The organism is Methylobacterium sp. 1A, from assembly GCF_058072805.1.
In genome coordinates, this window is record NZ_JBYQVE010000001.1 from 3,557,621 (window position 1) to 3,580,595 (window position 22,975).

Here is a 22,975-nt window from a genome sequence, read left to right on the forward strand (position 1 = left end):
CGCGTCCCCGCGACCGGGGAAGCGTGGATTGCCGGGACAAGGCCGATCGGACGGGGGCCGCGGCGGGCGAATCGTGGCATGGCAGGATCGGGCCGTCCGTCCGCCTGGCGGATTGACGGCCCGTGTACCGCGGGCCGAGGGGCGATGAGCATCGAGGAGAAGATCGCCGGGATCCACGACCCGGACCTGCGGGCCGAGATCGAGGCGGCGCGCGGCGGCTTCCTGTTCGCGCAGATCGTCGAGCACGTCCTGCACCGTCAGCGCGAGCGCGATGCCCAGGCCGCCCTCCTGGGGGAGGAGGAGAGCCGCCGGGCCGGGCTGTCCCGCGACCAGCGCCGCCGCGACGCGGTGCGCCTCGTGATCGAGAACGAGCCGGCCGTCCCGTCGAGCCTCCAGCACATCCACTCGGTCCTGGCGCTGTGCGGCCTGCCCTACCGGGACCCCGGGCCGGTGCGGGAATTCTCCCGCAGCTACGGCCGCAACTCGCTCAACCTGATCGCCGGCCGGATCAAGGACCCGGAGACCGGCGCCTTCGAGCCCCAGGGGCTGCCCTACGGCCCGAAGGCCCGGCTGGTGCTGCTGCACCTCTGCACCGAGGCCGTGCGCCAGCGCAGCCCCACCGTGAAGGTGGCCGAGACCCTGTCGGGCTTCATGCGGGAGATGGGCTTCGCGGTCACGGGGGGCGAGCGGGGCACCATCCGCCAGTTCAAGGAGCAGCTGAACCGGCTGGCCGCCTGCTCCATGCAGATCGGCCTCTGGGACGGGCGCGACAGCGCGACCACCCTCAACGTCCCGCCGTTCCGCAGCCTGGAACTGTGGCGCCCCCGCGCCGGGGAGGGGGACGACGAGGCCGGCCGCACGGTGCGCTTCGATCCCGAATTCTACGAGACCCTGATCCGGCACGCCCTGCCGGTGGACCTGCGGGCGGCCCGGGCCTTCTCGGGCTCGGCGCGCAAGCTCGACCTGCTGTTCTGGACCGGCTACCGCCTGCGGTCCCTGCAGCGGCCGCTCCGCCTGACCTGGGCCAACCTCCACGCGCAGTTCGGGGCCGAGAACGCCTCGATCCGCAGCTTCCGCCAGGCGTTCAAGGCCGATCTCGCGCATCTGCGCGAGGTGTTTCCGCGGCTGCCGCTGGTGCTCGACGACGGCGGGCTGACCCTGCACCCGGCCGATCCCAGCACGCTGCTCGTGCCGCCTCGCCCTGCGGCTAAGGGAATACGGAAACGCCTCAAGGAATAGAACAGGGATCGCTGCCTCTCATTCCCTCAGGGAATGGCTGCCTGACGGAATATGTGACGGTGGCTATTCCCTGAATGGCGCGGAATGAGATATGTGTTCCGTCCGCCTGGAAGGAACATCACGTGGCCCTGTCGGATTCCGAGATCGCGGCGCGGCTCGCCGCGCTGCGACGCCAGCGCGAGGCGCTCGATCGGGAGATCGCCGATCTCGTCCTCTACCAGGAACTCGGCCGCCGGCTCGCGGCCGGCGGAGCGGACGCGCGGCCGGACCCGGCCCCGAAGCCCGATCCGCCGGCAGGGCCACGCCGAGACCCGGCCGACGAGCCGCCGCGGGGGCGGGACGTACGGGACGTCCTAGAGGCCCGGTCCGGATCGCTTGCCGACGCGGCGGGCGCGGCCCCCGGGCACTGGGGCGCGCGGGCCGGTCCGGCGGCGCGGTCCGCGGGGGCGCCCGGTCCCGTCGGCGCCGCCGGACCGATCCCGCCGGCGATCGCCTTCACGGAGGACGCAGCCGGCGCCCGCCGCTACGGCCGGGCCGTGGTGCAGGCGGCCTGCGCGGCGATCGCGCGGGCGGGCCGGCCGCTGCACGCGGCCGAGATCCTGGAGGTGCTCGCCGGGCAGGGCTTCACCCTTCCCGGCCGGGATCCGGTGGCGGCCCTGAACACGCGCCTGTGGAAGCGGTCCGGGCCGGGCGGCCCCCTGAACCGGGTCGCCGAGGCCACCTACGCCCTGGCATCCATCCCGGGATCCGCCCCGGCATGGCCGGGACCGGAGCCCGCCTGAGGGGCGCCGGTCACGAAGACGTGAGGCCGGACCCCGCCGGCTCCCCCATATTGGGGGGGCGCCGCGACGGGCGATCTGCTTGGCTGCGCGCCGGCAGACGGCGTCCCGGCCGGGGAGGACGTGCATGAACAGGATCGGCCGTGATCGGATGATCGGGCGGGCGCGATGACCGCGGCGCTCGCCGCGCCGGCCACGCAGGTCTGCGCCTTCATGCTCGGCTGCGCGCTGATCCACGTCGCCCGCGGCCACGCCGATCTGATCACGCGGCTCCTCGCCGTCACGGCGGTCGGCGCGGCCGTGCTGGTGCTTCTCGTCGCGTCCCTCGACTACGCGCCGGAAGGCGGAACCTTCGACGAGGTCACCGTCTACGCGGCCTCCTGATCCGGGCCGCCCGATCCGGCCGCTTGGCCCATCAGGGGCCGCTCAGTTGACCAGGCAGAAGCCCTGACCGGTGCCGATCCGGCGCTCCTGCGCGCACCAGGGCTTGGACGCGCCGGGGCCGGTCGCCGGAACCTTCAGGCTGGCGGTCGTCTGCGCGGGGTCGGCGGCGGTGCCGCGGAGGGTGAGGCTGCCGACGGGCACCCGGCCGGGCGCGGGCCGGAGCGCGACCGGATCGGAGCCGGCCTCCGCTCGCGATCCCGGCGCGACCGCGCCGTCCGGTGCCGGGAGCGCGGGGCTCGCCGCCACCGGTTGCACCGGGTCGGGCGGGCTCAGGGTCGCGAGGCCGGGCATGTCCTGCGCCGCCGCGGCGCCGCACAGGACCAGGCAGGCGGCCGAGGCCGCGAGGAACCTGATCATCGACGAAGCTCCTGACGAGAACCATTCCGCCGGCCGGTCCCGCGGGCCGGACCTGCCGTGAGGCTGAGTCTGGCCTCCCGCTCGTTAAAGGGGCGCGAAGATTCAGGATTAACCGGTTTTGAAGATCGCCGTCTCCCCGGAGGCGGACAGCCTTGACGGCCCGCGCGGCGGGCCGCCGTCGTCCGGGAATGGAGGCCCGGCGACCGGGTGCGGACGCGGCGCGGAGCCGCTCCCGATCGCGCCGGGAACGGCTCCGCGCCGTCGTTTCGGGCCGTCGGTTCGGGCCGTGTCGCCGCGAACCGCCCCGGGTGGGCGGCGCGCCCTCCGCCCGACGGGTCTCGCCGCCGGCGGAGGGCGCCAGGGCCCTCAGTGCGCCGGGGCCGCCACCGCGGCGGCGAGCCGGTCGTGCGGGACACCCGACCCGCCCACCACGGCGATCCGGCTGCCGCCGGCGCTGCGCCGGCTCGCCCAGTCGCCGATCATCTCCAGGCAGGTGTGGTCGATGGCCGCGAGGTTGTCGGTGGCGAGGCGGACCTCGCCGCCCGCGGGGGTCCGCTCCAGGGCCGCCGTGAGGCTCGGCAGCTGCAGGAAGGTCGCCGCCCCCGACAGGCGCAGCTCCGGCACGCCGGGCACTTCGGGGGCCGCCGCGTGCTCGATCCGGAGCCGTCCCTTGCGCAGGCTCGGCAGGGCCTGGATCAGGCTCAGGGCGAGGCCGGTGAGCACCCCGGTGAGCAGGTCCACCGCCACCACGGTGGCCATCGTGGCGAGCCAGATCGCCGCGGTCAGCCAGCCGTAGCGGGCCTGCAGGTGCAGGGCGTGGGCCGGGCTCGCCAGCCGCCAGCCGGTGACCACCAGGATGCCGGCGAGGCTCGCGGTCGGCACCAGGGCCAGCAGCCAGGGCAGCACCAGCAGGAACGCCAGGATCCAGGTCCCGTGCATCACCGTGGCGGCGCGGCTCACGGCGCCCGCCTGGACGTTGGCCGAGGAGCGCACGATCACCCCGGTCATCGGCAGCGCGCCGACGAGCCCGCAGATCAGGTTGCCGATGCCCTGCGCGCCGAGTTCGCGGTTGAACTGGGTGCGGGGGCCGTCGTGCATCCGGTCGACGGCGGCCGCCGAGAGCAGGCTCTCGGCGCTGGCGATCACGGCGATCACCAGGGCCATGATCAGGATCTCGGCCTCGGCGAGGCGCGCCCAGGATTCGGCCGCCGGCAGGGCGAGGCCGGAGAACAGGGCCTCCGGCACCGCCACGCGCTTGACGGCGAGATCCCCGAATCCCGCCACGAGGCTGCCCGCCAGCACGCCGACGAGCGCCCCGGGCAGGAGCCGGAGCCGCGCCGGGCGCAGCCGCTCCCAGGCGATCATCGCCGCGATGGTGATCCCGCCGACGATCACGGCCCCGGTGCGGTCGCCCGTGCCGCTGACGAAGTTGAAGAACGCGGCCGGGATCGCCACGAGGTTGTCGAGGCCGCTCGCCCGGGGGAGGGCGTCGGTCAGGACGTGGATCTGGGCCAGCACGATCAGGATCCCGATGCCGGCCAGCATGCCGTGCACCACGGCCGGCGAGATCGCCCGGAACCAGCCGCCGACCCGCAGGGCGCCGGCGACGAGCTGGACGAGGCCCGCCACCACCAGGACGGGACCCAGGGCGTCGAGACCGTGCGACTGCACGAACCCGTAGACGATCACGGCGAGCCCGGCGGCGGGCCCGCTGACCTGGAGCGGCGAGCCGGCGAGGAGGCCGACCACGATGCCGCCGACGATGCCGGTGATGAGGCCGCGCTCCGGCGGCACGCCGGACGCGATGGCGATGCCCATGCACAGGGGCAGCGCCACCAGGAAGACCACCACGGAGGCGGGCAGGTCCCGGGCGAGGCTCGCCCGGACGGCGCCGTCCGGGGCGAGGGCGCTCTGCAGGCTCGTGGTCAGGCGGCCGGGGGCGCGCATGGTCAGGCCGCCTGCAGGCGGCTGCTGGCGGAGGAATCCTGCGCCACGGGCATGTCGGCCCCGGCGATCGGCCGGAATTGCCCGCTCGCGCCGTCGTAGGCCAGGAGGGCACCGGTCTCGATCTCGAAGAACCAGCCGTGCAGCCGCAGGGAGCCCTTGGCCAGGGCGGCGGCGACGCTCGGATGGGTGCGCAGATTGGCGAGCTGGACCACCACGTTCTCCAGGGCCAGGGCGTGGTGGCGGGCCTGGGCGTCCATCCCCTCGGGATAGGCCTCGCAGACGATCCGCTCGGCGGCCTCGGCGTGACGCAGCCAGGCCGCGACGCTGGGCATCCGCTTGAGCAGGTCCCGGTTCATCAGCCCCTTCATGGCGCCGCAATCCGAGTGGCCGCAGACCACGATGTCGCGCACGCCGAGGGCCACCACGGCGTACTCGATCGCCGAGGAGACGCCGCCGACCACGTCGGAGGCCGGGGGCACGATGTTGCCGGCGTTGCGGCAGACGAACAGGTCTCCGGGCCCCGCCTGGGTGATGTGCTCGGGCGAGACCCTGGAATCCGCGCAGGCGATGATCAGCGCGCTCGGGTGCTGACCGTCGCGCACCAGCTGCTGGTACATCTGCCGCTGGCCGGGGAAGACGCTGCCCTGGAAGCTGGCGATGCCCTGGATGAGGTTGTTCATGAAGGGTCCCTGAGGCCGGGAGAACCGGAAGGCGAGAGCGGGGAAGGGCGATGCGCCGGAGCGCGCAGCGGTGTTCGGTCGGCTCCGCCCGGCCGGAGGGGCCGGGCGGCGGGTCTCGGTGTCGGGTGACGTGTCGGGTGTCGCGTCGGAGGCCCGGCCTCCGACGTCTCAGCGACGGACCCGGCGGCGCTCAGCGGTTCCGGAGGCCCAGTGCGGGTCGACGACCTGGCCGCGCGCCACGGTGGCCCCGGCCCTGTCGTGAACCATCGGCGCCCCGAGGAGCTGCCCGGACCCGGAGCGCTGCGAGTGCAGCGAGCGCGGGTCGTGGTGCGGGTCGTTGATGTAGGAGCTCATGTGGCCGCCGCCGGCAGCCTGCCGGCTCCCGCCGCCGCCTTCGCCCGCCTGCGCTACCAGGGGCGCTCCGAGGATCCCGGCCAGGAGGGCGAGGCCGAAGGCGGGACCGGCCGCGCGGCCGCGAACCGGGAGATGTCGGGACTGGGTGCGGGACTGGATCATGACGTTTCCTCGCTGTTCGACTTGTGGCGAGGGACACCGCATCCCTGCCGATAAGTCGACCCTAGTCTACATTTTCGGAATAGCGTGTGCGCATCGGCACATTGTATCGACGAAAGCTTTAATCCGTGGCGTAAGTACTATCGTGTGCGTCCGCGCACGTCTTTGTCCATCTTGAGAGAGGGGCCGGGATTAAGGACAGATCTGGCGCCGACGGCGCGGAGCGTGTCCTTCCGGCGCGAGTCCGCGGCGCGCAGGGCCGCGCGGCCGCCCTCGCACCGCGGACGCGCGCGCTGTCGGGTGCGGTCGGGACGACGGCCGCCCGGGCCGGAGCGGGGTCAGGCCCGTCCGGTGTGGAGACGCGCCGCGGGCAGGGGATTGGCTGCCACGTAGACGAGGCCGCCGGCCTCGTAGGTGAGGCTGGCGGTCCTGCCTCCGGCGAGGCCCCGCTCGAGCAGGCGGGTACCGAACCCCTTCCGCGACGGGGAGACGACCGGCGGGCCGCCGCACTCGCGCCAGGTCAGCCGCAGGGTCTCGGTGTCGGGACCCGCCTCCACCGTCCAGGCCAGCGCGGCCCGCCCGCCCGGAACCGACAGGGCGCCGTGCTTGACCGCGTTGGTGCACAATTCGTGCAGGATCATCGTGAGCGCGAGGGCGCCCTCGGGCGGCAGCCGCAGGTCGGGGCCGTCCAGGGTGATGCGCGGGGTGTTCGCACCCGGAGCGTCCCGGTCCGCAGGGTCACGATCCGAAGTCTCCCGACCGGAGGAATCCCGGTTCGACGGATCGCCGCCCGCGGGGTCCGGACCCAGGAAGGGCCGCACCGCCTGGGCGGCGATGCCGCGCAGATCCGCGCTCGCCCAGCTCTCGCGGGTCAGGATGTCGTGGGCGCGCGACAGGGCGAGGAGCCGCGCCTCGAAGGCGTCGCGCCCGGCCGCCGCGCCGGCTCCCAGATTCTTCAGGCTCTGCGCCGCCATCGCCTGCACGGTGGCGAGGGTATTCTTCACCCGGTGATTGAGTTCGTCGATCAGCAGCCGGTGGGTCTCGGCGCGCCGGGCCCGCTCGTCCGCCGCCGCCGCGAGGGCGTCGGCGATCGTCGCGCCCTCGCGCACGAGAGAGCGGGGCAGCGTCGGCAGGGGCTGGTCGCGGCCCAGGGTCTCGGCGGCGGCCGCCAGATCCAGCAGGGGGCGGGCGATCAGGCCCGCGAGCAGCCACGCGAGCAGCGCCGCCGCGAGGGCCACCGCGCTGCCCGCCGCCAGGATGCCCCCGCGCAGGGCCGCCACCGAGGTCAGGGCCCGGTCGGCCGTCTGCCGCACCACCACCTGCCAGCCGAGGCCCGGATAGTCGCGGTGGCCGGCCGTGGACGCGCGGGCGCTGAGATACGCGGCGTCGTCCGGCCAGGGGCCGACCCGGCTCGTGCCCTCCGGATCGAGGGGCCGGCCGCCCGCCAGGACCGAGCGGGGCAGGGGGGCGCCCTGCAGGGCGGGCGGCCCGAGGAGCACGGTGCCGTCGCGGGACAGGATCAGGATCTCGGCGCCCTGGCGGTGGCCCCGGAGGCCAGCCTCGAGGATGCGGGCCATGTCGCGCGCCCAGGTCCAGTCGAGATGGGCGGCCAGCACCCCGAGGACGCGGCCGTCCGGCGCCCGCACCGGCGCCGCGACGTCGAGGAGCCGCAGGGGCTCGCGCGACGCCGCGCGCGCGGCGGCCTCGTCCGGGGGCATCAGCGCCTCGAGGAGCTTGGCCGGGTGCACGTCGCCCACGTAGGGGCCCGCGCGGCCGCCGCGGAAATAGTCGCGGCCGGAGACGTCGGCGCCCTCCAGGGCGCCGGTGCTGGTGACGGAGAAGCGCCCGTCGGCGTCGATCAGCCCGATGATCGAGTAGGCCGGGTAGGTCGCCTGGAGCCGCTCCAGCACGGCGCGCTTGGCGGCCGTTCCGGTCCCGGGATCGCGCAGACTGTCCGAGGCGGCGGCGATCTGGATGTCGCGCCAGCGCTCGAACATCCCGATATCGAGGCCCCGGGCCATCTGACCGGCGATCTCGGCGAGCTGGCCGCCGACCTCCGCCTCGAGCCGTCGGGTCGCCTCGCGGCTCACCAGGGCGGCGAGCGTCAGGGTCGTCAGGAAGCCGAGCGTGCCGAAACCCAGGGCCAGCACGACGCGCAGCCGCGGCGCGCGCCACCGGTCACGCCATCCGCCGCGGCGGCCGGTCCTGTCCGCGGGGCCGGCGCAGGGCGCCGCAAGGGATTCCGATCGCGCGACCGCTTGCATCCGATCTCCCTGGGATCGGCCGGCTCCCGGTGGAGGGAGATCGTGCCCGCGATCCCGTCTCAGCACGCGGGGCAGGCCTCAGCAAGGCGGAAACGGGCCTCGGCGATGCAGAATTTCTATCGGGAGTTGCAAATCTGCACCCCGTCGTCCCCCCGGCGTCTGGGTGCGGTCCGGGCTGCCGGCCGGGGCCTCAGTCCTCGAGAAGGGCGTGGGCCGCCCGGACCAGGAGCCCGCCCGGCCGGCGCAGGGCGTCGAGCACCGAGAAGTGCTCGGCCCCGGGGACCGGCAGCAGGGAGCCGGGGGCGTGGGCCGCCGCCCGCAGGGCGTGCAGGTTGCGGGCGTCGTGGATCAGCGCCGGCAGTTCGCGGGAGCCGTAGGCGATGCAGAGCGGCTTCGCGATCACCGGGAGCCGCAGGGGCGACAGGGTCTCGATCTCGCCGTCGGTGAGGCTCAGCTTGGCGTCCAGGGAGGTCTGGCGGATCGGCGCGAGGTCGTAGACGCCGGAGATCGCCAGACCCGCCGCCACCGCCGGATGGCCGAGCTGCATCGCGGTGAGCAGCCCGCCCGCCGACCAGCCCGACAGGATCAGGGGACCGCGGATCCCGCGCGCGGCCCCGTGGGCGGCCAGCCAGTCGAGGGCCGCGCCGATCTCCGCCACGATCCGGGAAAGGCCCGCCTCCGGCGCCAGGGTGTAGCCGACCATCGCCACCGACCAGCCGGCGGCGTTCGGGCCCTCCGCGAAGCAGGCGAACAGCTCCCGGGCGCCCCGCTGCCAGTAGCCCCCGTGGATGAAGACCAGGCAGGGCGCCGCCGCGTCCCGCGCCGGGTAGAGGTCGAGGGCGTTGCGGGCGCCGGGGCCGTAGGGCACGTCGAGGCCGGCCGGATGCGCCGCCCGATAGGCGGCCGAGGCCGCGTCCCGGGCGGCCACCTGGGCGGCGCTGTCGGCCACCGCGCGGGTGTTGTCGTAGCAGGCGTCCCGCGCCTCCTGCGCGAGGGTGTCCCAGCGGCGGCGCGGATCCGCGGGGGTCGGATCGTCCAGGCGGAACTCCAGCACCATCGTGTCCGTCTCGGGCCGCTGCGGTCGCCCGCACCATGGCAGGCGGCCGGGCCCGGGTCGAGGCGGTTCAGAAGCCGGGCGCGGCACCCGGGACGGTGCCGCCGTAGCCCCAGCCCGTGAGCGGCGGCGCCGCGACCCGCTCGCGCGTCGCCGGGGCGACCGTGCGGGCGAGGGGCCGGGGCCGCTGCCAGACCCGCCAGAGCGGACGGTCGCGCGCCGCCATGCGGGCGAGGGTCAGGTCCATGTCGGAGGCCGCGCGGTGATGCGGTCGCCCGGCGGGGGGCGCGGCCTGCCGGCGGGCCTCGGCCGGGGCGGCCAGCAGCAGGGCCGTCGGCAGGAGGAGCGTCGGCAAGAGGAGCGTCGACAGGAGGACGGCGAGGATCGGGGCGGGACCGGGACGCATGGTCGGGGCTCCGGGACGAGCGGGCCGAAGGGGCCCTACCCGGCGGCTACGCCCGAACGTCGTCCCGGTTCCGGGTCTGCGCCGCCGGGCGCCGGGCATTGCCCTGGATCCCCGGAAGGCCGAGAACTCCGACGGACGCCGCGCCCCTCCGAACCCGATTCGGGAGGGGCGGTGTGCCGGCCGCGGCCCGGCCAAGACCCAGCCACGGCCTCCCCACGGCCTCCCCACGGCCTCCCCACGACATGGGATCCATGACAGAGTCCGCACAGACCGCCACGCCGCGCCCCGGCACGCCCGATCCGGCGGCGCTGCTCGCCGCGCTCGTCGCCTTCGACACGGTGAGCGCCCGCTCGAACCTGCCTCTGATCGACTGGGCGGAGGCCTATTGCCGCGACCTCGGCGCCGCGGTGGAGCGGGTGCCGGATCCGACGGGCCGGAAGGCGGCGCTGCTGGTCAGCGTCGGGCCTTTCGAGACGCGCCCCGGCTACGTGCTCTCCGGCCACAGCGACGTGGTGCCGACCGACGGCCAGCCCTGGTCGTCGGACCCGTTCGTCCTGCGGGAGGAGGGCGGGCGGCTCTACGGGCGCGGCACCTCCGACATGAAGGGGTTCCTCGCGGTCTGCCTCGCGCTCCTGCCCGAGATGGTCGCGGCGGAACTCGCCACCCCGATCCACATCGCGATCTCGTACGACGAGGAGATCGGGTGCCTCGGCGTGCGCCCGCTGATCGCCCGGATGCTCGAGCGCGTGCCGCGGCCGCTCGGCTGCTTCGTGGGCGAGCCGACCGGAATGGACGTGGTGGTCGGCCACAAGGGCAAATCGGCCGCCCGCCTCACCTTCCGCGGCAAGGCCAGCCACTCGGCCCTGGCGCCCCAGGGGGTCAACGCGGTCGAGTACGCCGCCCGCTTCATCGAGCATGTCCGCCTGTCGGCGGAGGCCATCGCCCGGGACGGCGCCCGCGACGCGCTCTACGACGTGCCCCACACCACCGGCCTGTCGAGCGTGGTCCGGGGCGGATCGGCGCTCAACATCGTGCCCGACAGCTGCAGCGTCGAGTTCGAGTACCGGGCGATCGGCGCGGACGATGCCGCCGCGCTGGCGGCGTCCGCGATCGCCTACGCCACCGGGACGCTGGCGCCGCTGATGCGGGCCGGCGATCCGGCCTGCGGCGTCGCGGTCGAGCCGCTGATCGATTATCCGGGCCTCGACACCGATCCGGAGGCGGCGATCGTGACCCTGGCCAAGCGCCTCGCGGGCCGCAACGGCCACGCCAAGGTCTCGTACGGCACGGAGGGCGGGCTGTTCGAGCGGCTCGGCGGCGTGCCGGCCGTGGTGATCGGGCCGGGCTCGATCGCGCGCGCCCACCGGGCGGACGAGTACGTCACCCGGGACGAACTCGCGGCCTGCGCGGGCTTCGTGCGGCGGCTGATCGGCGCCTGCGTGACCGGCTCCGCGGCGGCGTCCCAGGGTGCGCTCCCGGGCTGAACCGGCCTCCGCGCCGGTCAGGCGCGCCGCCGGTCCGCGGAGCCTCCGCCGCGCGGCGCGATCTCACCAGGGCGATCTCACCAGGGGATGCGGCCGAAGCGGTCGACCAGCCGCCGGTACTCGGCCTCGCTCTCGGCCCTCGACGTCCCGCCCTGGCCGACATCCGAGCTTCCGGAGCCCGGATGCACGAGGCGGCACACCAGCGGCAGGACGAAGCCGTGGCGCGCGAGCTGCACGTTGGGGCCGCCGAGCTGGAGGACGTTGGCGAGCCACGGGCGGACCAGGGCCGCGTGCTGCAGCGTGACGGGCGCCGTCGCCTCGACGAGGTGGGCGCGGCGCAGGCCGGTCTCGGCGAGGCGGCCGAGCCACTCGTTGTCGTAGTGCCACTTCGCGGCCGGGCTGATCGCGCCGACCTGCGCGAAGGTCGTCCGCCGCATCAGCCAGCCCGACGGCGTCGCGAAGTCGTTGATCCGCACCACCTCGCCGGCCTCGTCGGTCTCGAGCTGCGTCGAGGAGACGAAATCGAAGCGGTCCAGGGCGCGGACGGCGACGCCCAGATAGGGCGGCAGCCAGCGATCGTCGTCCTCGAGGAAGCCGACGAGGTCCCAGCTGTCGTCGACGGCGGCGATGGCGGCGTTCAGTGCGGGGATCTGGCCCTTGCGCGCGCCGCGCGCGAAGGTGACCTGCGGGTGCGCGGCGAGCCGTGCCGGGATCTCGGTCCCGGGATCGGTCCCGACGAAGAAGTGGATCGTCGCCGGCCGGTCGAGCTCCTGGGCGTTGGCGCTCGCGATCGCGTGCTCCAGGAAGTACGGGCCGGCCTCTCCGGCCAGGGTCGAGGGTTTGAGCCGCGACGGCGTGATGATCGCGATTCGCATGGTCAAGGCTCGACGGTTCTGCGGATACGGTTTGCGGTCCGGTTCCCCCGATCTGCGCGCCGTCACGCGTGATCACCGCGCGTCGACCGAGAGAGACTTGCAGAACTGGAGCCGAGACGGGACCGTGCCTGTCAAGTCTCGGACGATCGGTTCGGGTTGAGTTCAATAATGGTCGAAAAGATTCCGAGCTACTGTATACATCGCGATCGACCGATCGACTGAGAATCGATCCGAAATTCTGAAAATTTCCGGTGTTCCATTATTTTCGCGAAACGGCTTGAATCATTGTTGCCGCGATGCCACCCTCGCTCGAAGAAGCGCGGCATGCCGGGCGGCGGAGCTCCTCCCGGCCGGCACCGGCCCGTCGCCGAGGAAACCTTCGCGCCGCTCGCGGCTTGGATCAGCGCCTTGGATCACCGCCTTGGATCAGCGGTCCGCACCGGGCCGGGTTGAGGGAGACCCTTCAGAGCATGGCCAGCCTCAGCGTCGCGATCGCGTTCGGCGTCCGCCTGCTCCTCGTGCTGCTGTTCCTGCCGTTCAGCGCCCTCGACAAGATCCTGAACTTCAGGGGCGCGGTCGGGCAGGCGCGGCAGGCCGTGCACGCCACCGCGCCCGCGGTGGCGCTGATCCTGATCGGGCTCTGCGTCGAGATCGGGATGTCGCTGTGCATCCTGACCGGGACCGCCGACCGGGCCGCCGCCTTCGTGCTCGCCGGCTATTGCGGGGTGACGGCGCTGCTGTGGAAGCAGTTCTGGGTGCCGGGGGATTTCTGGGCCGGGGGCAGGGGCCGCGAGCTGTTCTGGGACTTCCTGAAGAACTTCGCGCTGGCGGGCGGCTTCCTGCTCATCACCTTCGGCACCGGCGCCGGGACGGTCCAGGACTTCCTCGCCGATCCGCTCGGATCGACCCATCCCTACGCGATCGCCGACCGGGCCCGGCCGTAGCGGGGCGCGGTCTGCGGGGCGCGATCTGCGGGGCTCGGCGCGGCGGGGCCCTCAGCCCTTCGGCACGGTGGCTTCCATGGACGGGCGGCGCTCGAACTCCGCGTACCAGGCGGCGACCGCCGGGCGGCCCTCCCGCCACGCGAGATCGGGGAAGCGCAGGTCCAGGTAGCCGAGCGCGCAGCCCAGCGCGACCGTGCCGATATCCAGCGCCGGCATCCCGCCGACCAGGCTCTCGAACCGGTCCAGCGCCGCGCGGATCTTGCCGACCTGACCGGCCTCCCAGGCGTCCCAGCGGTGGGGCTCGGGACGCAGCACCCGCTCGTAGCGGGTGAGCAGCGCCGCATCGAGCAGGCCGTCGGCGAGCGCCTGCCGGGTCAGCGCGTCCCAGCGGGCGGCGCCCTCGGGGAACAGGCGCGGGCCGGCGGAGAGGTTGTCGAGATACTCGCAGATCACCCGGCTGTCGTAGAGGGCTGTGCCGTCCTCCAGCACCAGGGCGGGGATCTTGCCCAGCGGATTGTGGGCGGCGACCTCCGCGGAGGGGCCGGTCGGCGAGGCCCCCGCGACGGTGACGGCGATCCGGTCGATCAGTCCCGTCTCGTGGGCGAGGACCAGCACCTTGCGGGCGTAGGGAGAGGCGGGGGAGTAGAGGAGCTTCATCGGACCGTCCCGGTTTGGTCTCAGGCGCCGTGATCGCGGCGCCGGGACCTTGCACCGATACCGCGGGGAATCCAGTCCCCGGCGCCCCGCCGGAGGCTCAGACCTTCCGGGTCACCCTGGAGCCGGCATGGACCACCCGGCTGCGGCTCCGGCCCGAACTCGGGCGTCGCACCCGCACCCGCTGGCGCCAGACGAGGATGGCGCTCGCCACCCGATCGAGGACGAGCATGCACAGGCTGCCGACGATGGCGAGCACGCAGGCGGCCCCGATCAGGACGCCCCAGATCCCGGGGGCCGGGATGATCATCAGGCACAGGAGACCGAAGACGGCCGCGCCAGGTATCCACTTCGCCATCGCGCCGTCCGCCTGAACCAAGGGTGTCGCTCGGGCACAAGCTGCACCGAGACCCTTAAGAGGGTTGGTTCGACTGGTGTGTAGGCGAATAGTTTCGTCTCTAGAAGATATGAATCTGTCAGTCTCGGTTTATGTACGGTAAATACGGCGGTGAATATGGTCGGTCATCGGCGTCCCGAGACCTGATCTCAATCCACCAGCGACAAGGTCCGTCCGGCGCTGACCAGATGGTAGAAGCGGCCGTCGAACATCTGCATCACCGCCTCGGTGGCGGCGTGCGATTCCGGGCGGATCGACGAGGCGAGGCAGGCGTCCAGGGCCGCCTGGTCGGGGAAGTCCATCTCCAGGATCATGGCGATCGGCCGCGCGTCGTCGTCCTTGGAGACGAGGCGCTGGACCCGCACGGCGGTGACGCCCGGGAACCGCCGCCAGAACGGCTCCAGCTCGTCCCGGACCCGGCGGAAGAACTCCTCCTCCCGCCCGTCGCGCACCGTGCCCTCGTAGATCGCGGTCCTGGTCAGCATCGGCCGTCCCCCGGAAGTCCCCGTCAAACCCCCGGGTCAACCGCCGGCGGCGGGGATCGCTCCCCGCGATGATCCGGCAGCGCTCCGGCAGCGCTCCGGCGGTGACAACGCGCACCGGCTGTCGGCGGAATCGGCCGCCGGCGGGACGGACGGGCTTCTCCCCCGCGGCCGGTCGGCGTATCCAGGGACAGCCCATCGTGACGATGCGGGAGAGACCGGGATCTTCCCAGCAGAGGGGACCCGGCGCCGACGGAGCAACCGCCCCGGAAACTCTCAGGCACCGGAACCGTGTCGTCAGGGCGATCTGGAGAGTGGTGCAGCGGGCTGAAACCGTGGGCACCCGCCGAAGGGGACGTCCGTGCCTCGCCTCGCCAGGGCGGGTCGGATCAAGCTCTCAGGCACCGGGACAGATGGGGCGCGCAACCGGCCGACCGCTCGAGGGCGGCCTCCACGCGTCCAGTCCCGGAGTCCAAGCTCATGACCCACATCGCCGTGATCGGCGCCGGCATCACCGGCGTGACGACCGCCTACGCGCTCGCCCAGCGCGGCTACCGCGTCACCGTCCTCGACCGGCAGCGCTACGCCGCCATGGAGACCTCCTTCGCCAATGGCGGCCAGCTCTCGGCCTGCAACGCCGAGGTCTGGAACAAGCTCTCCACGGTGATGCAGGGCCTGCGCTGGATGCTGCGCCGGGACGCGCCGCTGCTGATGAATCCCAAGCCCTCCTGGCACAAGCTGTCGTGGATGGCCGAGTTCGTCCGCGAGATCGCCCATTACCGGGAGAACACCGTGGAGACGGTGCGGCTGGCCCTGAAGGCCCGGGAGGCCCTGTTCGCCATGGCCGAGGCCGAGGGGATCGACTTCGACCTGAAGACCCGCGGCATCCTGCATTTCTACCGGGACCGGGCGAGCTTCGAGAAGGCCACCGCCGTCAACGCCCTGCTGCGGGAGGGCGGCCTGGAGCGCTACGCCGTGACCCCCGAGGAGATACGGGCGATCGAGCCGACGCTGGCCGGGCGCTACCACGGCGGCTTCTTCACGCCCTCGGACGCCACCGGCGACATCCACAAATTCACCCGCGGCCTCGCGGCCGCCTGCGCGCGCAAGGGCGTCCGCTTCGTCCAGGACGCCAGCGTCGAGACGATCGCGCCCGGGGAGAGGGGCTACGCCGTCGGCTGGCGCGAAGCGGGCCGGCCGGCCGGCGACGCGCGGGTCCTGCGGGCCGACGCGGTGGTGATCTGCGCGGGCTGCGCCAGCCGGCACTTCGCGGCGATGCTCGGCGACCGGGTCAACGTCTACCCGGTGAAGGGCTACTCGATCACCGTGAACCTGCTGACCCCGGAGGCGCAGGCGGCGGCCCCGGAGGTGAGCATCCTCGACGAGGCGGCCAAGATCGTCACCAGCCGCCTCGGCGACGAGCGCCTGCGGGTCGCCGGCACCGCCGAGTTCAACGGCTTCAACCGCGACATCCGCCACGACCGGATCGAGCCGCTGGTCGACTGGACCCGCGAGCAGTTCCCGCGCGTCGACACCGACCGGGTGGTGGCCTGGAGCGGGCTGCGACCGATGCTGCCGACCATGCTGCCCAGGGTCGGCCGCGGCCGACTGCCCGGACTCTTCTACAACACCGGGCACGGCCATCTCGGATGGACTCTCTCGGGCGCCACCGCCGAGCTCGTCGCCGGGGCGGTCGCCGCCGAGCACGCCCCGGAGCCGACGATCCTGCCGCTCGCGGCCTGACCCGGGTCTCCGAAGGGCCCGAGGCCCTTCGGCAGGTTGTCAGGGCGGAGCCCTGACGCGCAGCGCGGCGCGCCGTCCCATCCTCGAACAGGGGGCGCGCCGTCGAAGATTATTTTGTATTCTCTTTCCGAACCACCCCGGAACCCGAGCCGCGATGCCCTCGTCTCCCGCCTATCTCGACCCCGCGACCGGGGCGACCTACCCGATCGAGACGCCGCGCTGGCGCTCCGAGACGGGCGGTCCGCTGATGATCACCGACCTGCCGGGAATCGGGCGGGCGGAGATCGACACGGGCCGGCGCTCCCTCTGGCGCTACGCCGCCGCCCTGCCGGTGGCGGTGGCCGACCCGGTCACGCTGGGCGAGGGCTGCACCCCGCTGGTGCGCCGGCCCTGGCGGGGCGGCCACGCCCATTTCAAGCTCGAGTGGTTCGCGCCCTCCGGCAGCTTCAAGGACCGGGGCGCCGCCGTGATGCTGTCGATCCTGCGCCAGCAGGGGATCGACGCGGTGCTGGAGGATTCCTCCGGGAACGGCGGCGCCGCGGTGGCGACCTACGCGGCGGCCGCCGGGATGCGGGCCAAGATCCTGGTCCCGGCCTCGACCTCGCCGGCCAAGACCGTCCAGATGCGGGCCGCCGGCGCCGAGGTCGAGCTGGTGCCCGGCACCCGCCAGGACACCGCCGACGCGGCCGTCGCCCAAGCGGAGTCGATCTTCTACGCCAGCCACAACTGGCAGGCCCATTTCCTCCAGGGCACCAAGACGCTGGCCTACGAGCTGTGGGAGGATCTGGGCTTCACCGCGCCCGACGCCGTGATCATCCCGTGCGGGGCCGGCAGCAACATCCTCGGCTGCGATATCGGCTTCTCGGAGCTGCTGCGCCGGGGGGCGATCGCCCGCCTGCCGCGGCTCTACGCGGTCCAGCCGGCCCATTGCGCCCCCCTGCACGCGGGTTTCGAGGCCGGCGCCGCGGATTTCGTGCCGGTCACCCCGCGCCCGACGCTGGCCGAGGGCGCCTCGATCGCCCAGCCGGTCCGCGGCCGGGAGGTGCTGGCGGCGCTCCGCCGCTCCGGTGGCGGCACCGTGGCGGTCTCCGAGGACGCCATCGAGGCGGCCCTGATGGAGCTCGCCCGGTCGGGCCTCTACGTCGAGCCGACCTGCGCCATGGCGGCGGCGGCGCTCACCGACCTCACCGCGCGCGGCGCGATCCGGCCCGAGGAGACCACCGTGGTGGTGCTCACCGGCACCGGCATCAAGGCGACGCCGCGCATCGCCGAGGTTCTGGGCCTCGCCCCGTAACCCGGCTCCCCCCGCCACGAGATCCGCACGCGTTCAGGAGGACACACCATGCGTAACAACATCCCCGCCACCGTCGGGATGCCGGTCGAGGAGGTGGACACCCCCTGCCTGCTGGTCGACCTCGACGCCCTCGAGCGCAACGTCGACACGCTCGGACGCTTCATGAAGGCGCACGGCTTGCGCCACCGGGCGCACGCCAAGACCCACAAGTCGTCCGACATCACGGTCCTGCAGATGGAGCGGGGCGGCGCCTGCGGCGTCTGCTGCCAGAAGGTCAGTGAGGCCGAGGCGCTGGTGAGCGCCGGCATCCGCGACGTGCTGGTCTCCAACCAGGTGGTGGCGCCGAAGAAGATCGAGCGCCTCGCGGCGCTCGCCACCCGCGCGCGGGTGCTGGTCTGCGTCGACGACCTCGGCAATGTCGACGACCTCTCGGCGGCGGCAGTCCGGTACGGCGTCACCCTCGAGTGCCTCGTGGAGATCGACGTCGGCGCCGGCCGCTGCGGCGTCGCGCCGGGCGAGCCCGCCGTGGCGATCGCGAAGAAGATCGCGGCGGCGCCGGGCCTGCGCTTCGCGGGCCTGCAGGCCTACCAGGGCAAGGCCCAGCACGTGCGCGATTTCGGCGAGCGGAAGGCCCTGATCCAGACGGCGATCGACGAGACGAAGCGCACCGTCGACCTGCTCAAGGCCGAAGGGCTCGACTGCGCCATCGTGGCGGGGGCCGGCACCGGCAGCTTCGCCATGGAGGGCGGCAGCGGCGTCTACAACGAGCTGCAATGCGGTTCCTACGTCTTCATGGACGCGGACTACCAGCGGGTGAAGGACGCGGACGGGCGACCGATCGCGGAGTTCGAGAACAGCCTGTTCATCTACACGGCGATCATGAGCAAGGCGAAGGCGGACGTCGCGATCTGCGATGCCGGCCTGAAGGCGCAGAGCATCGACAGCGGGCTGCCGGTGGTCTTCGGCCGGGACGACGTCGAGTACGTCAAGTGCTCGGACGAGCACGGGGTGATCAGCGATCCCGGCAACGTGCTGAAGCTCAACGAGCGCCTGAAGCTGATCCCCGGCCATTGCGACCCGACGGTCAACGTCTACGACTGGTACGTGGGCGTGCGGAATGGCCGCGTCGAGGCGATCTGGCCGGTCACCGCCCGCGGCATGACGTTGTAACGGGATTCCGAAGGGCCGAGGCCCTTCGGCGGGGCGTCGGGGCGGCGCCCCGACATCGGGCTCCGCCCGATACCCGCGAAAGGTCTCGACCTTTCGAAACCATGACTCGGGAGGTCCCTGAATCCATGCGCTTCATCTCCGAGGAGGACTCCGCCGCCCTGGTCGATCACGCCATGGCGTTCGACGCGGCCCGCGAGGCGCTGATCGCCGCGGTGGCGCCGGGGACCACCCTGTTCCCGGCGGTGCTCGGCCACGGCTCGGAGCCGGCCAACCGGTTCTCGATCAAGTCGGGCTCCACGGCGGACTATGCCGGCCTGAAGGTCGGCTCGTTCTGGCCCGGCAATCCCGATCGGGGCCTGCCGCGGCACAATTCGGTGATCCTGCTGTTCGACCAGGCCGTCGGCCGGGTCGACACGGTGATCGAGGCCGGGCGGGTGAACGCCTACCGGACCGCCGCCGCCGACGCGGTGGCGGCGAGCGTCCTGGCGCGGCCGGACTCGGCGGTGCTGGCGGTGTTCGGGGCCGGCAACCAGGCCGAGTTCGAGTGCGCGGCGCTCGCCCGGGTCCTGCCGATCCGGACGGTGCTGGTCGTCGCCCGGGACGCCGCCAAGGTCGCGGGCTTTGCCGAGCGCCTGGCGGGGCAGGGGGCGTCCGGGCTCGACGTGCGGGCGGCCGCGCCCCGGGAGGCCTGCGCGGCGGCCGACGTGATCGTCACGGCGACGCCGGCCCGCGCGCCGCTGTTCGAGGCCGACTGGGTCCGCCCCGGCACGCACGTCGCCGCCATGGGGGCGGACGCCAAGGGCAAGCAGGAGCTGCCCCCCGCCCTGCTGGAGCGCGCGGCCCTGTTCTGCGACCTGCCGGAGCAGTCGCGCACCATCGGCGAGTTCCAGCACGCCTCCGCGGACGCCCAGGCCGGAATGCGGGCGCTCGGCGACGTGCTCCGGAGCGGGGAGGGGGGCCGGACGGATCCGGAGGCGATCACCGTGTTCGATTCCTCCGGCATCGCCCTGCAGGACCTGACCATCGCCCGGGCGATCCTCGCCAAAGCCGACGCGCGCCTGTAGGGGGAGGCCGGCGCCGGCCCTCCCCGCCCCGGCGGAGGACGGCATGCAGGACAGGCAGATCCGGGTCATCGGCATCGGCACGGGCGATCCCGAGCACCTGACCCTCCAGGCGGTGCGGGCGCTCGCCGACGTCGACGCGGTGTTCGTCCTCGACAAGCGCGCCGAGACCGCCGACCTCGTCGCGATCCGCCGCCGGATCTGCGCGGCCCATATCGCCAAGCCACACCGGTTCGTCACCGTCGAGGACCCGCCCCGGGAGCGCCGCCCGGCCGATTACGGGCGCACCGTCGAGGCCTGGCACGCGGCCCGGGCCGAGCGGCTGGAGGCGGCCTTCGCGGCCCATCTCGGGGCCGGGGAGGTGGGGGCGATCCTGGCCTGGGGGGACCCGGCCCTCTACGACAGCGTCCTGCGCATCCTCGACCACATCCTGGCCCGCGGGCGCGTGCCGTTCCGGCGCCTCGTCGTGCCCGGGCTGTCCAGCGTGCAGGTCCTCGCCGCCCGCCACGGCGTCCCGCTGAACGGCATCGGCGGGTCGGTGCTGATCACCACCGGCCGGCGCCTCGCCGCGGGGTGGCCGGCGGAGGCGGAGAGCGTCGTGGTGATGCTCGACGGCGACCCGGCCTTCGCGCATCTCGACCCGGACCTGACGATCCACTGGGGCGCCTATCTCGGCAGCCCGGACGAGATCCTGGTCTCGGGCCGGCTGGGCGACGCGGGCGAGGAGATCCGCCGGGTCCGCGCCGAGGCCCGGGCCCGGCACGGCTGGATCATGGACATCTACCTGCTGCGCCGTGACCGCGCCGCCACGGACAGGGCCGGCGCGGCCGGCTAGACCGCCGCCATGCTGCGCCTGCGGGACTACCAGCGCGCCAGCCTCGACGCGCTCTCGGCCGCCTGGGCGCGGGGAGGGGCGGACGACGCGGCGCCCGGCCACCTGATCGTGCTGCCCACCGGGGCGGGCAAGGCGCTCGTGATCGCGGCGCTGGCCCGGGAGACCCTGGAGGAGAACCCCCTCGCCCGGGTGGCGATCGTCACTCACAGCCGCGAGCTGGTCGCCCAGAATTTCTCCGAGCTGACCCGGTCCTGGCCGGGGGCGCCGGCCGGGATCTTCTCGGCCGGGCTCCGGCGGCGGGAGGCCGGGGCGCAGGTGCTGGTCTGCGGCATCCAGTCGGTGGCCGACCGGCTCGACACGGTGGGCCCGCGCGACCTCGTGATCGTCGACGAGGCCCACCTGATCCCCCGCGCCGCCGATACCCGATACGGCCGCTTCCTGGCGGGCCTGCGCGCGCGGACCCCCGGGCTGCGGGTGGCGGGCTTCACGGCCACGCCCTACCGGCTCGATTCGGGCCGGCTCGACGAAGGCGAGCACCGGCTGTTCTCCGGCATCGCCTACGAGGCCGACACGTTCACGCTGATCCGGCGCGGCTTCCTGGCGCCCCTCGTCTCCAAGGCGACCCTCACCCAGCTCGACGTCTCGGGCGTCGGCCGGCGCGGGGGCGACTACATCCCGGGCGAGCTGGAGGCGGCGGTCAACCGCGACTGGATCACCCGGGCGGCGGTCGCGGAGCTCGCGGAGTACGGGCGTGCCCGCCGGGCCTGGCTCGCCTTCTGCGCCGGCCTCGCCCACGCGGAGGCCGTGCGCGACGCGGTGCGGGCGGAAGGGTATTCCTGCGAGAGCGTCTCGGGCGAGACACCCCGCCGGGAGCGCGACCGGATCGTGGCGGCGTTCCGGGCGGGAAAAATCCGCTGCCTGACCTCGGTGGGCGTGCTCGGGACCGGTTTCAACGTGCCCGAGGTCGATCTCGTGGCGCTGCTGCGCCCGACCCGCAGCACCGGCCTCTACGTGCAGCAGGTCGGCCGGGCGCTGCGCTGCGCGCCCGGCAAGGCCGACGCGCTGATCCTCGATTACGCCGGTCTGGTGCGGATGCACGGGCCCGTGGACGCCGTGACGGTCCGGAGCGCCACCCAGGGACTGGGCGGGGCAGGGGCCCCGCGCGCCAAGCCCTGCCCCGGCTGCGGCGCCCTGATCGCGCTGAACGCCTCCACCTGCGAGGCGTGCTGGACCGAGCCGGAGGCGGACCCGGACGCCGAGGCCCCGCACGAGGCCGCCGCCGACGACGAGCTGGCGATCCTCTCGGCGGATCCCGGGCTGCCCGGTCCCGAGCCGGCGGGCCCTGCCCCGGCGGCGGAGGCCGGCGGGCAGGAGGCTGCTCGGCAGGAGGCCGCCTGGCATCCGGTCACGGCCCTGAAGCTCGAGGCCGCACCCGACGGGCTCGACCTCGTCCTCGGCTGGCGGGACGGCCCCGCCGAGGCGGCGTGGCGCGTCCGCCTGCGGCCCGAACGCAGCGGCTACGAGCGGGAGAAGGCGGTGTCCTGGTGGCGCGGCCTCGGCGGCGGCCGGGACGCGCCGATGAGCGCCGCGGAATTCCTGGAGCGCGCCGCGCTCCTGGCCCGGCCGGCCTCGATCCGGATCCGGCCGGGCCGGCTGTCGGAGCATATCGACTGTCGGACCCGGGATGGCCGGATCCTCGGCGACGTGCGCCGCCTGGGCGAGCGCGCCGCGTGAGGCGGCGCGAGTCGCGGCGGGGAGGGGGCTCGGACCGCCCTCGCCCGATCCGGATGCCGCCGAGCCGAGCGGGCCTCGACGCCGGGCCGCACCGCCCGGATCCGGAGGCGGCCGGAGACGAGATCCCATCCGGGCTCGCAGCCGGCCACTCACAGCGGCTCAGCCGGCGGACCACCCCTCACCCAGCCCGATTTTCTCGCTGCATTCCATAATATATCTTATGCGAACAAGGCAGCAGCTGTGGGGGCTGGGTTGTCGGGTGCTGGGCGCCTCGACCTGGAGGCCGCGCGGTTGGATCAGGGCTGCTGATCGGACGTCAGGTCGAGGCCGCAGGGTTGAAAGGCCGTGCGCCGCCGCCGGGCATGTTCGGCTCCGACCCGGGCCGCGACGTGCCCGTCGTCGCGCGCGACGCGGCGTGATCGCCACGGCGGGCGCGGGGACGAAGGGGCCGACGGGCGCCGAAGTCCGACGCTCCCGGGCAGGGCGGTCGGGTCAGGGGCCGGAGGCCCCTCCCCGCGGCGGACGGACTGGAACGACGCACGGCCGAGCGCTGCCGCGGCGCTCCGGCTAGCTCAGCGTCGCGCGCGGTGGCTGCCCGGCTCTTCGGGCCTGGCCGCCC

22 protein-coding genes and 2 riboswitches are annotated in these 22,975 nt (G+C 74.0%); of the genes, 11 read left to right on the forward strand and 11 right to left on the reverse strand.

What is annotated here, in order from left to right; all coding sequences use genetic code 11:
* The first annotated feature begins 144 nt into the window (after positions 1-144).
* The 3 genes from ACX9MN_RS17205 to ACX9MN_RS17215 all read left to right on the forward strand — a co-directional run bounded on the left by ACX9MN_RS17205 (position 145) and on the right by ACX9MN_RS17215 (position 2,402).
* A complete protein-coding gene (locus ACX9MN_RS17205) occupies positions 145-1,239 on the forward strand; it encodes a replication protein RepA (RefSeq protein WP_091677303.1) in 1,095 nt (364 codons plus the stop codon).
* 122 nt (positions 1,240-1,361) lie between these two features.
* A complete protein-coding gene (locus tag ACX9MN_RS17210; protein WP_100253312.1) occupies positions 1,362-2,021 on the forward strand; it encodes a hypothetical protein in 660 nt (219 codons plus the stop codon).
* Between the two features lie 165 nt (positions 2,022-2,186).
* Positions 2,187-2,402 (forward strand): hypothetical protein, encoded by a 216-nt coding sequence (locus ACX9MN_RS17215; RefSeq protein WP_103985046.1) that lies wholly within the window; start codon positions 2,187-2,189, stop codon positions 2,400-2,402.
* Between the two features lie 42 nt (positions 2,403-2,444).
* Here ACX9MN_RS17215 and ACX9MN_RS17220 read toward each other — a convergent pair whose 3' ends face one another.
* From ACX9MN_RS17220 to ACX9MN_RS17250, 7 genes are all read right to left on the reverse strand, one after another.
* Positions 2,445-2,819, reverse strand: a complete 375-nt coding sequence (locus ACX9MN_RS17220; RefSeq protein WP_091677294.1) for a hypothetical protein — start codon at positions 2,817-2,819, stop codon at positions 2,445-2,447.
* Between the two features lie 366 nt (positions 2,820-3,185).
* Entirely contained in the window at positions 3,186-4,766 is a 1,581-nt protein-coding gene (locus tag ACX9MN_RS17225) for a SulP family inorganic anion transporter (RefSeq protein ID WP_489725004.1), read from the reverse strand.
* 2 nt (positions 4,767-4,768) lie between these two features.
* On the reverse strand, positions 4,769-5,446 hold the full coding sequence (locus ACX9MN_RS17230) for a carbonic anhydrase (protein ID WP_020095513.1): 678 nt from the start codon (positions 5,444-5,446) through the stop codon (positions 4,769-4,771).
* Positions 5,447-5,614: 168 nt separating this feature from the next.
* A complete protein-coding gene (locus ACX9MN_RS17235) occupies positions 5,615-5,962 on the reverse strand; it encodes a hypothetical protein (RefSeq protein WP_489725005.1) in 348 nt (115 codons plus the stop codon).
* Between the two features lie 335 nt (positions 5,963-6,297).
* On the reverse strand, positions 6,298-8,223 hold the full coding sequence (locus ACX9MN_RS17240) for a sensor histidine kinase (protein ID WP_489725006.1): 1,926 nt from the start codon (positions 8,221-8,223) through the stop codon (positions 6,298-6,300).
* A 190-nt stretch (positions 8,224-8,413) separates the two neighbouring features.
* Positions 8,414-9,280 carry an alpha/beta hydrolase gene (locus tag ACX9MN_RS17245; protein WP_082558081.1) on the reverse strand — a complete coding sequence of 289 codons (867 nt, stop codon included), beginning with the start codon at positions 9,278-9,280 and terminating at the stop codon, positions 8,414-8,416.
* A gap of 67 nt (positions 9,281-9,347) precedes the next feature.
* Entirely contained in the window at positions 9,348-9,683 is a 336-nt protein-coding gene (locus ACX9MN_RS17250; RefSeq protein ID WP_056532879.1) for a hypothetical protein, read from the reverse strand.
* Between the two features lie 251 nt (positions 9,684-9,934).
* Here ACX9MN_RS17250 and argE point away from each other — a divergent pair, with 251 nt between their 5' ends.
* On the forward strand, positions 9,935-11,167 hold the full coding sequence (gene argE, locus ACX9MN_RS17255) for an acetylornithine deacetylase (protein WP_103985050.1): 1,233 nt from the start codon (positions 9,935-9,937) through the stop codon (positions 11,165-11,167).
* Positions 11,168-11,244: 77 nt separating this feature from the next.
* Here the strand turns inward: argE and ACX9MN_RS17260 are convergent, their stop codons facing one another.
* Entirely contained in the window at positions 11,245-12,042 is a 798-nt protein-coding gene (locus tag ACX9MN_RS17260) for a glycosyltransferase family 2 protein (RefSeq protein WP_132367795.1), read from the reverse strand.
* A 470-nt stretch (positions 12,043-12,512) separates the two neighbouring features.
* On the opposite strand from ACX9MN_RS17260, the gene ACX9MN_RS17265 reads away from it, so the two are divergent.
* Positions 12,513-12,986, forward strand: a complete 474-nt coding sequence (locus tag ACX9MN_RS17265; RefSeq protein ID WP_447683475.1) for a DoxX family membrane protein — start codon at positions 12,513-12,515, stop codon at positions 12,984-12,986.
* Between the two features lie 51 nt (positions 12,987-13,037).
* Here ACX9MN_RS17265 and ACX9MN_RS17270 read toward each other — a convergent pair whose 3' ends face one another.
* The 3 genes from ACX9MN_RS17270 to ACX9MN_RS17280 all read right to left on the reverse strand — a co-directional run bounded on the left by ACX9MN_RS17270 (position 13,038) and on the right by ACX9MN_RS17280 (position 14,522).
* Positions 13,038-13,643 carry a glutathione S-transferase gene (locus tag ACX9MN_RS17270; RefSeq protein ID WP_091981296.1) on the reverse strand — a complete coding sequence of 202 codons (606 nt, stop codon included), beginning with the start codon at positions 13,641-13,643 and terminating at the stop codon, positions 13,038-13,040.
* 97 nt (positions 13,644-13,740) lie between these two features.
* On the reverse strand, positions 13,741-13,998 hold the full coding sequence (locus ACX9MN_RS17275; RefSeq protein WP_026605306.1) for a hypothetical protein: 258 nt from the start codon (positions 13,996-13,998) through the stop codon (positions 13,741-13,743).
* A 188-nt stretch (positions 13,999-14,186) separates the two neighbouring features.
* Positions 14,187-14,522, reverse strand: coding sequence for a hypothetical protein (locus ACX9MN_RS17280; RefSeq protein ID WP_056529955.1), 336 nt, complete (start codon positions 14,520-14,522; stop codon positions 14,187-14,189).
* A 196-nt stretch (positions 14,523-14,718) separates the two neighbouring features.
* Positions 14,719-14,821: riboswitch (glycine riboswitch) on the forward strand.
* A gap of 3 nt (positions 14,822-14,824) precedes the next feature.
* A riboswitch (glycine riboswitch) is annotated at positions 14,825-14,934 on the forward strand.
* Positions 14,935-14,999: 65 nt separating this feature from the next.
* On the opposite strand from ACX9MN_RS17280, the gene ACX9MN_RS17285 reads away from it, so the two are divergent.
* From ACX9MN_RS17285 to ACX9MN_RS17310, 6 genes are all read left to right on the forward strand, one after another.
* Positions 15,000-16,262, forward strand: coding sequence for a D-amino acid dehydrogenase (locus ACX9MN_RS17285; RefSeq protein WP_489725007.1), 1,263 nt, complete (start codon positions 15,000-15,002; stop codon positions 16,260-16,262).
* A gap of 154 nt (positions 16,263-16,416) precedes the next feature.
* Complete coding sequence (locus ACX9MN_RS17290) at positions 16,417-17,556, forward strand: pyridoxal-phosphate dependent enzyme (RefSeq protein WP_489725008.1); 1,140 nt, start codon at positions 16,417-16,419, stop codon at positions 17,554-17,556.
* 48 nt (positions 17,557-17,604) lie between these two features.
* Complete coding sequence (locus ACX9MN_RS17295) at positions 17,605-18,726, forward strand: DSD1 family PLP-dependent enzyme (protein WP_056529946.1); 1,122 nt, start codon at positions 17,605-17,607, stop codon at positions 18,724-18,726.
* A gap of 125 nt (positions 18,727-18,851) precedes the next feature.
* Complete coding sequence (locus tag ACX9MN_RS17300; RefSeq protein WP_100253321.1) at positions 18,852-19,790, forward strand: ornithine cyclodeaminase family protein; 939 nt, start codon at positions 18,852-18,854, stop codon at positions 19,788-19,790.
* A gap of 43 nt (positions 19,791-19,833) precedes the next feature.
* Complete coding sequence (gene cobF, locus ACX9MN_RS17305; RefSeq protein WP_489725009.1) at positions 19,834-20,622, forward strand: precorrin-6A synthase (deacetylating); 789 nt, start codon at positions 19,834-19,836, stop codon at positions 20,620-20,622.
* Positions 20,623-20,631: 9 nt separating this feature from the next.
* Positions 20,632-22,356, forward strand: a complete 1,725-nt coding sequence (locus ACX9MN_RS17310) for a DEAD/DEAH box helicase (RefSeq protein WP_489725010.1) — start codon at positions 20,632-20,634, stop codon at positions 22,354-22,356.
* Positions 22,357-22,975: the final 619 nt, after the last annotated feature.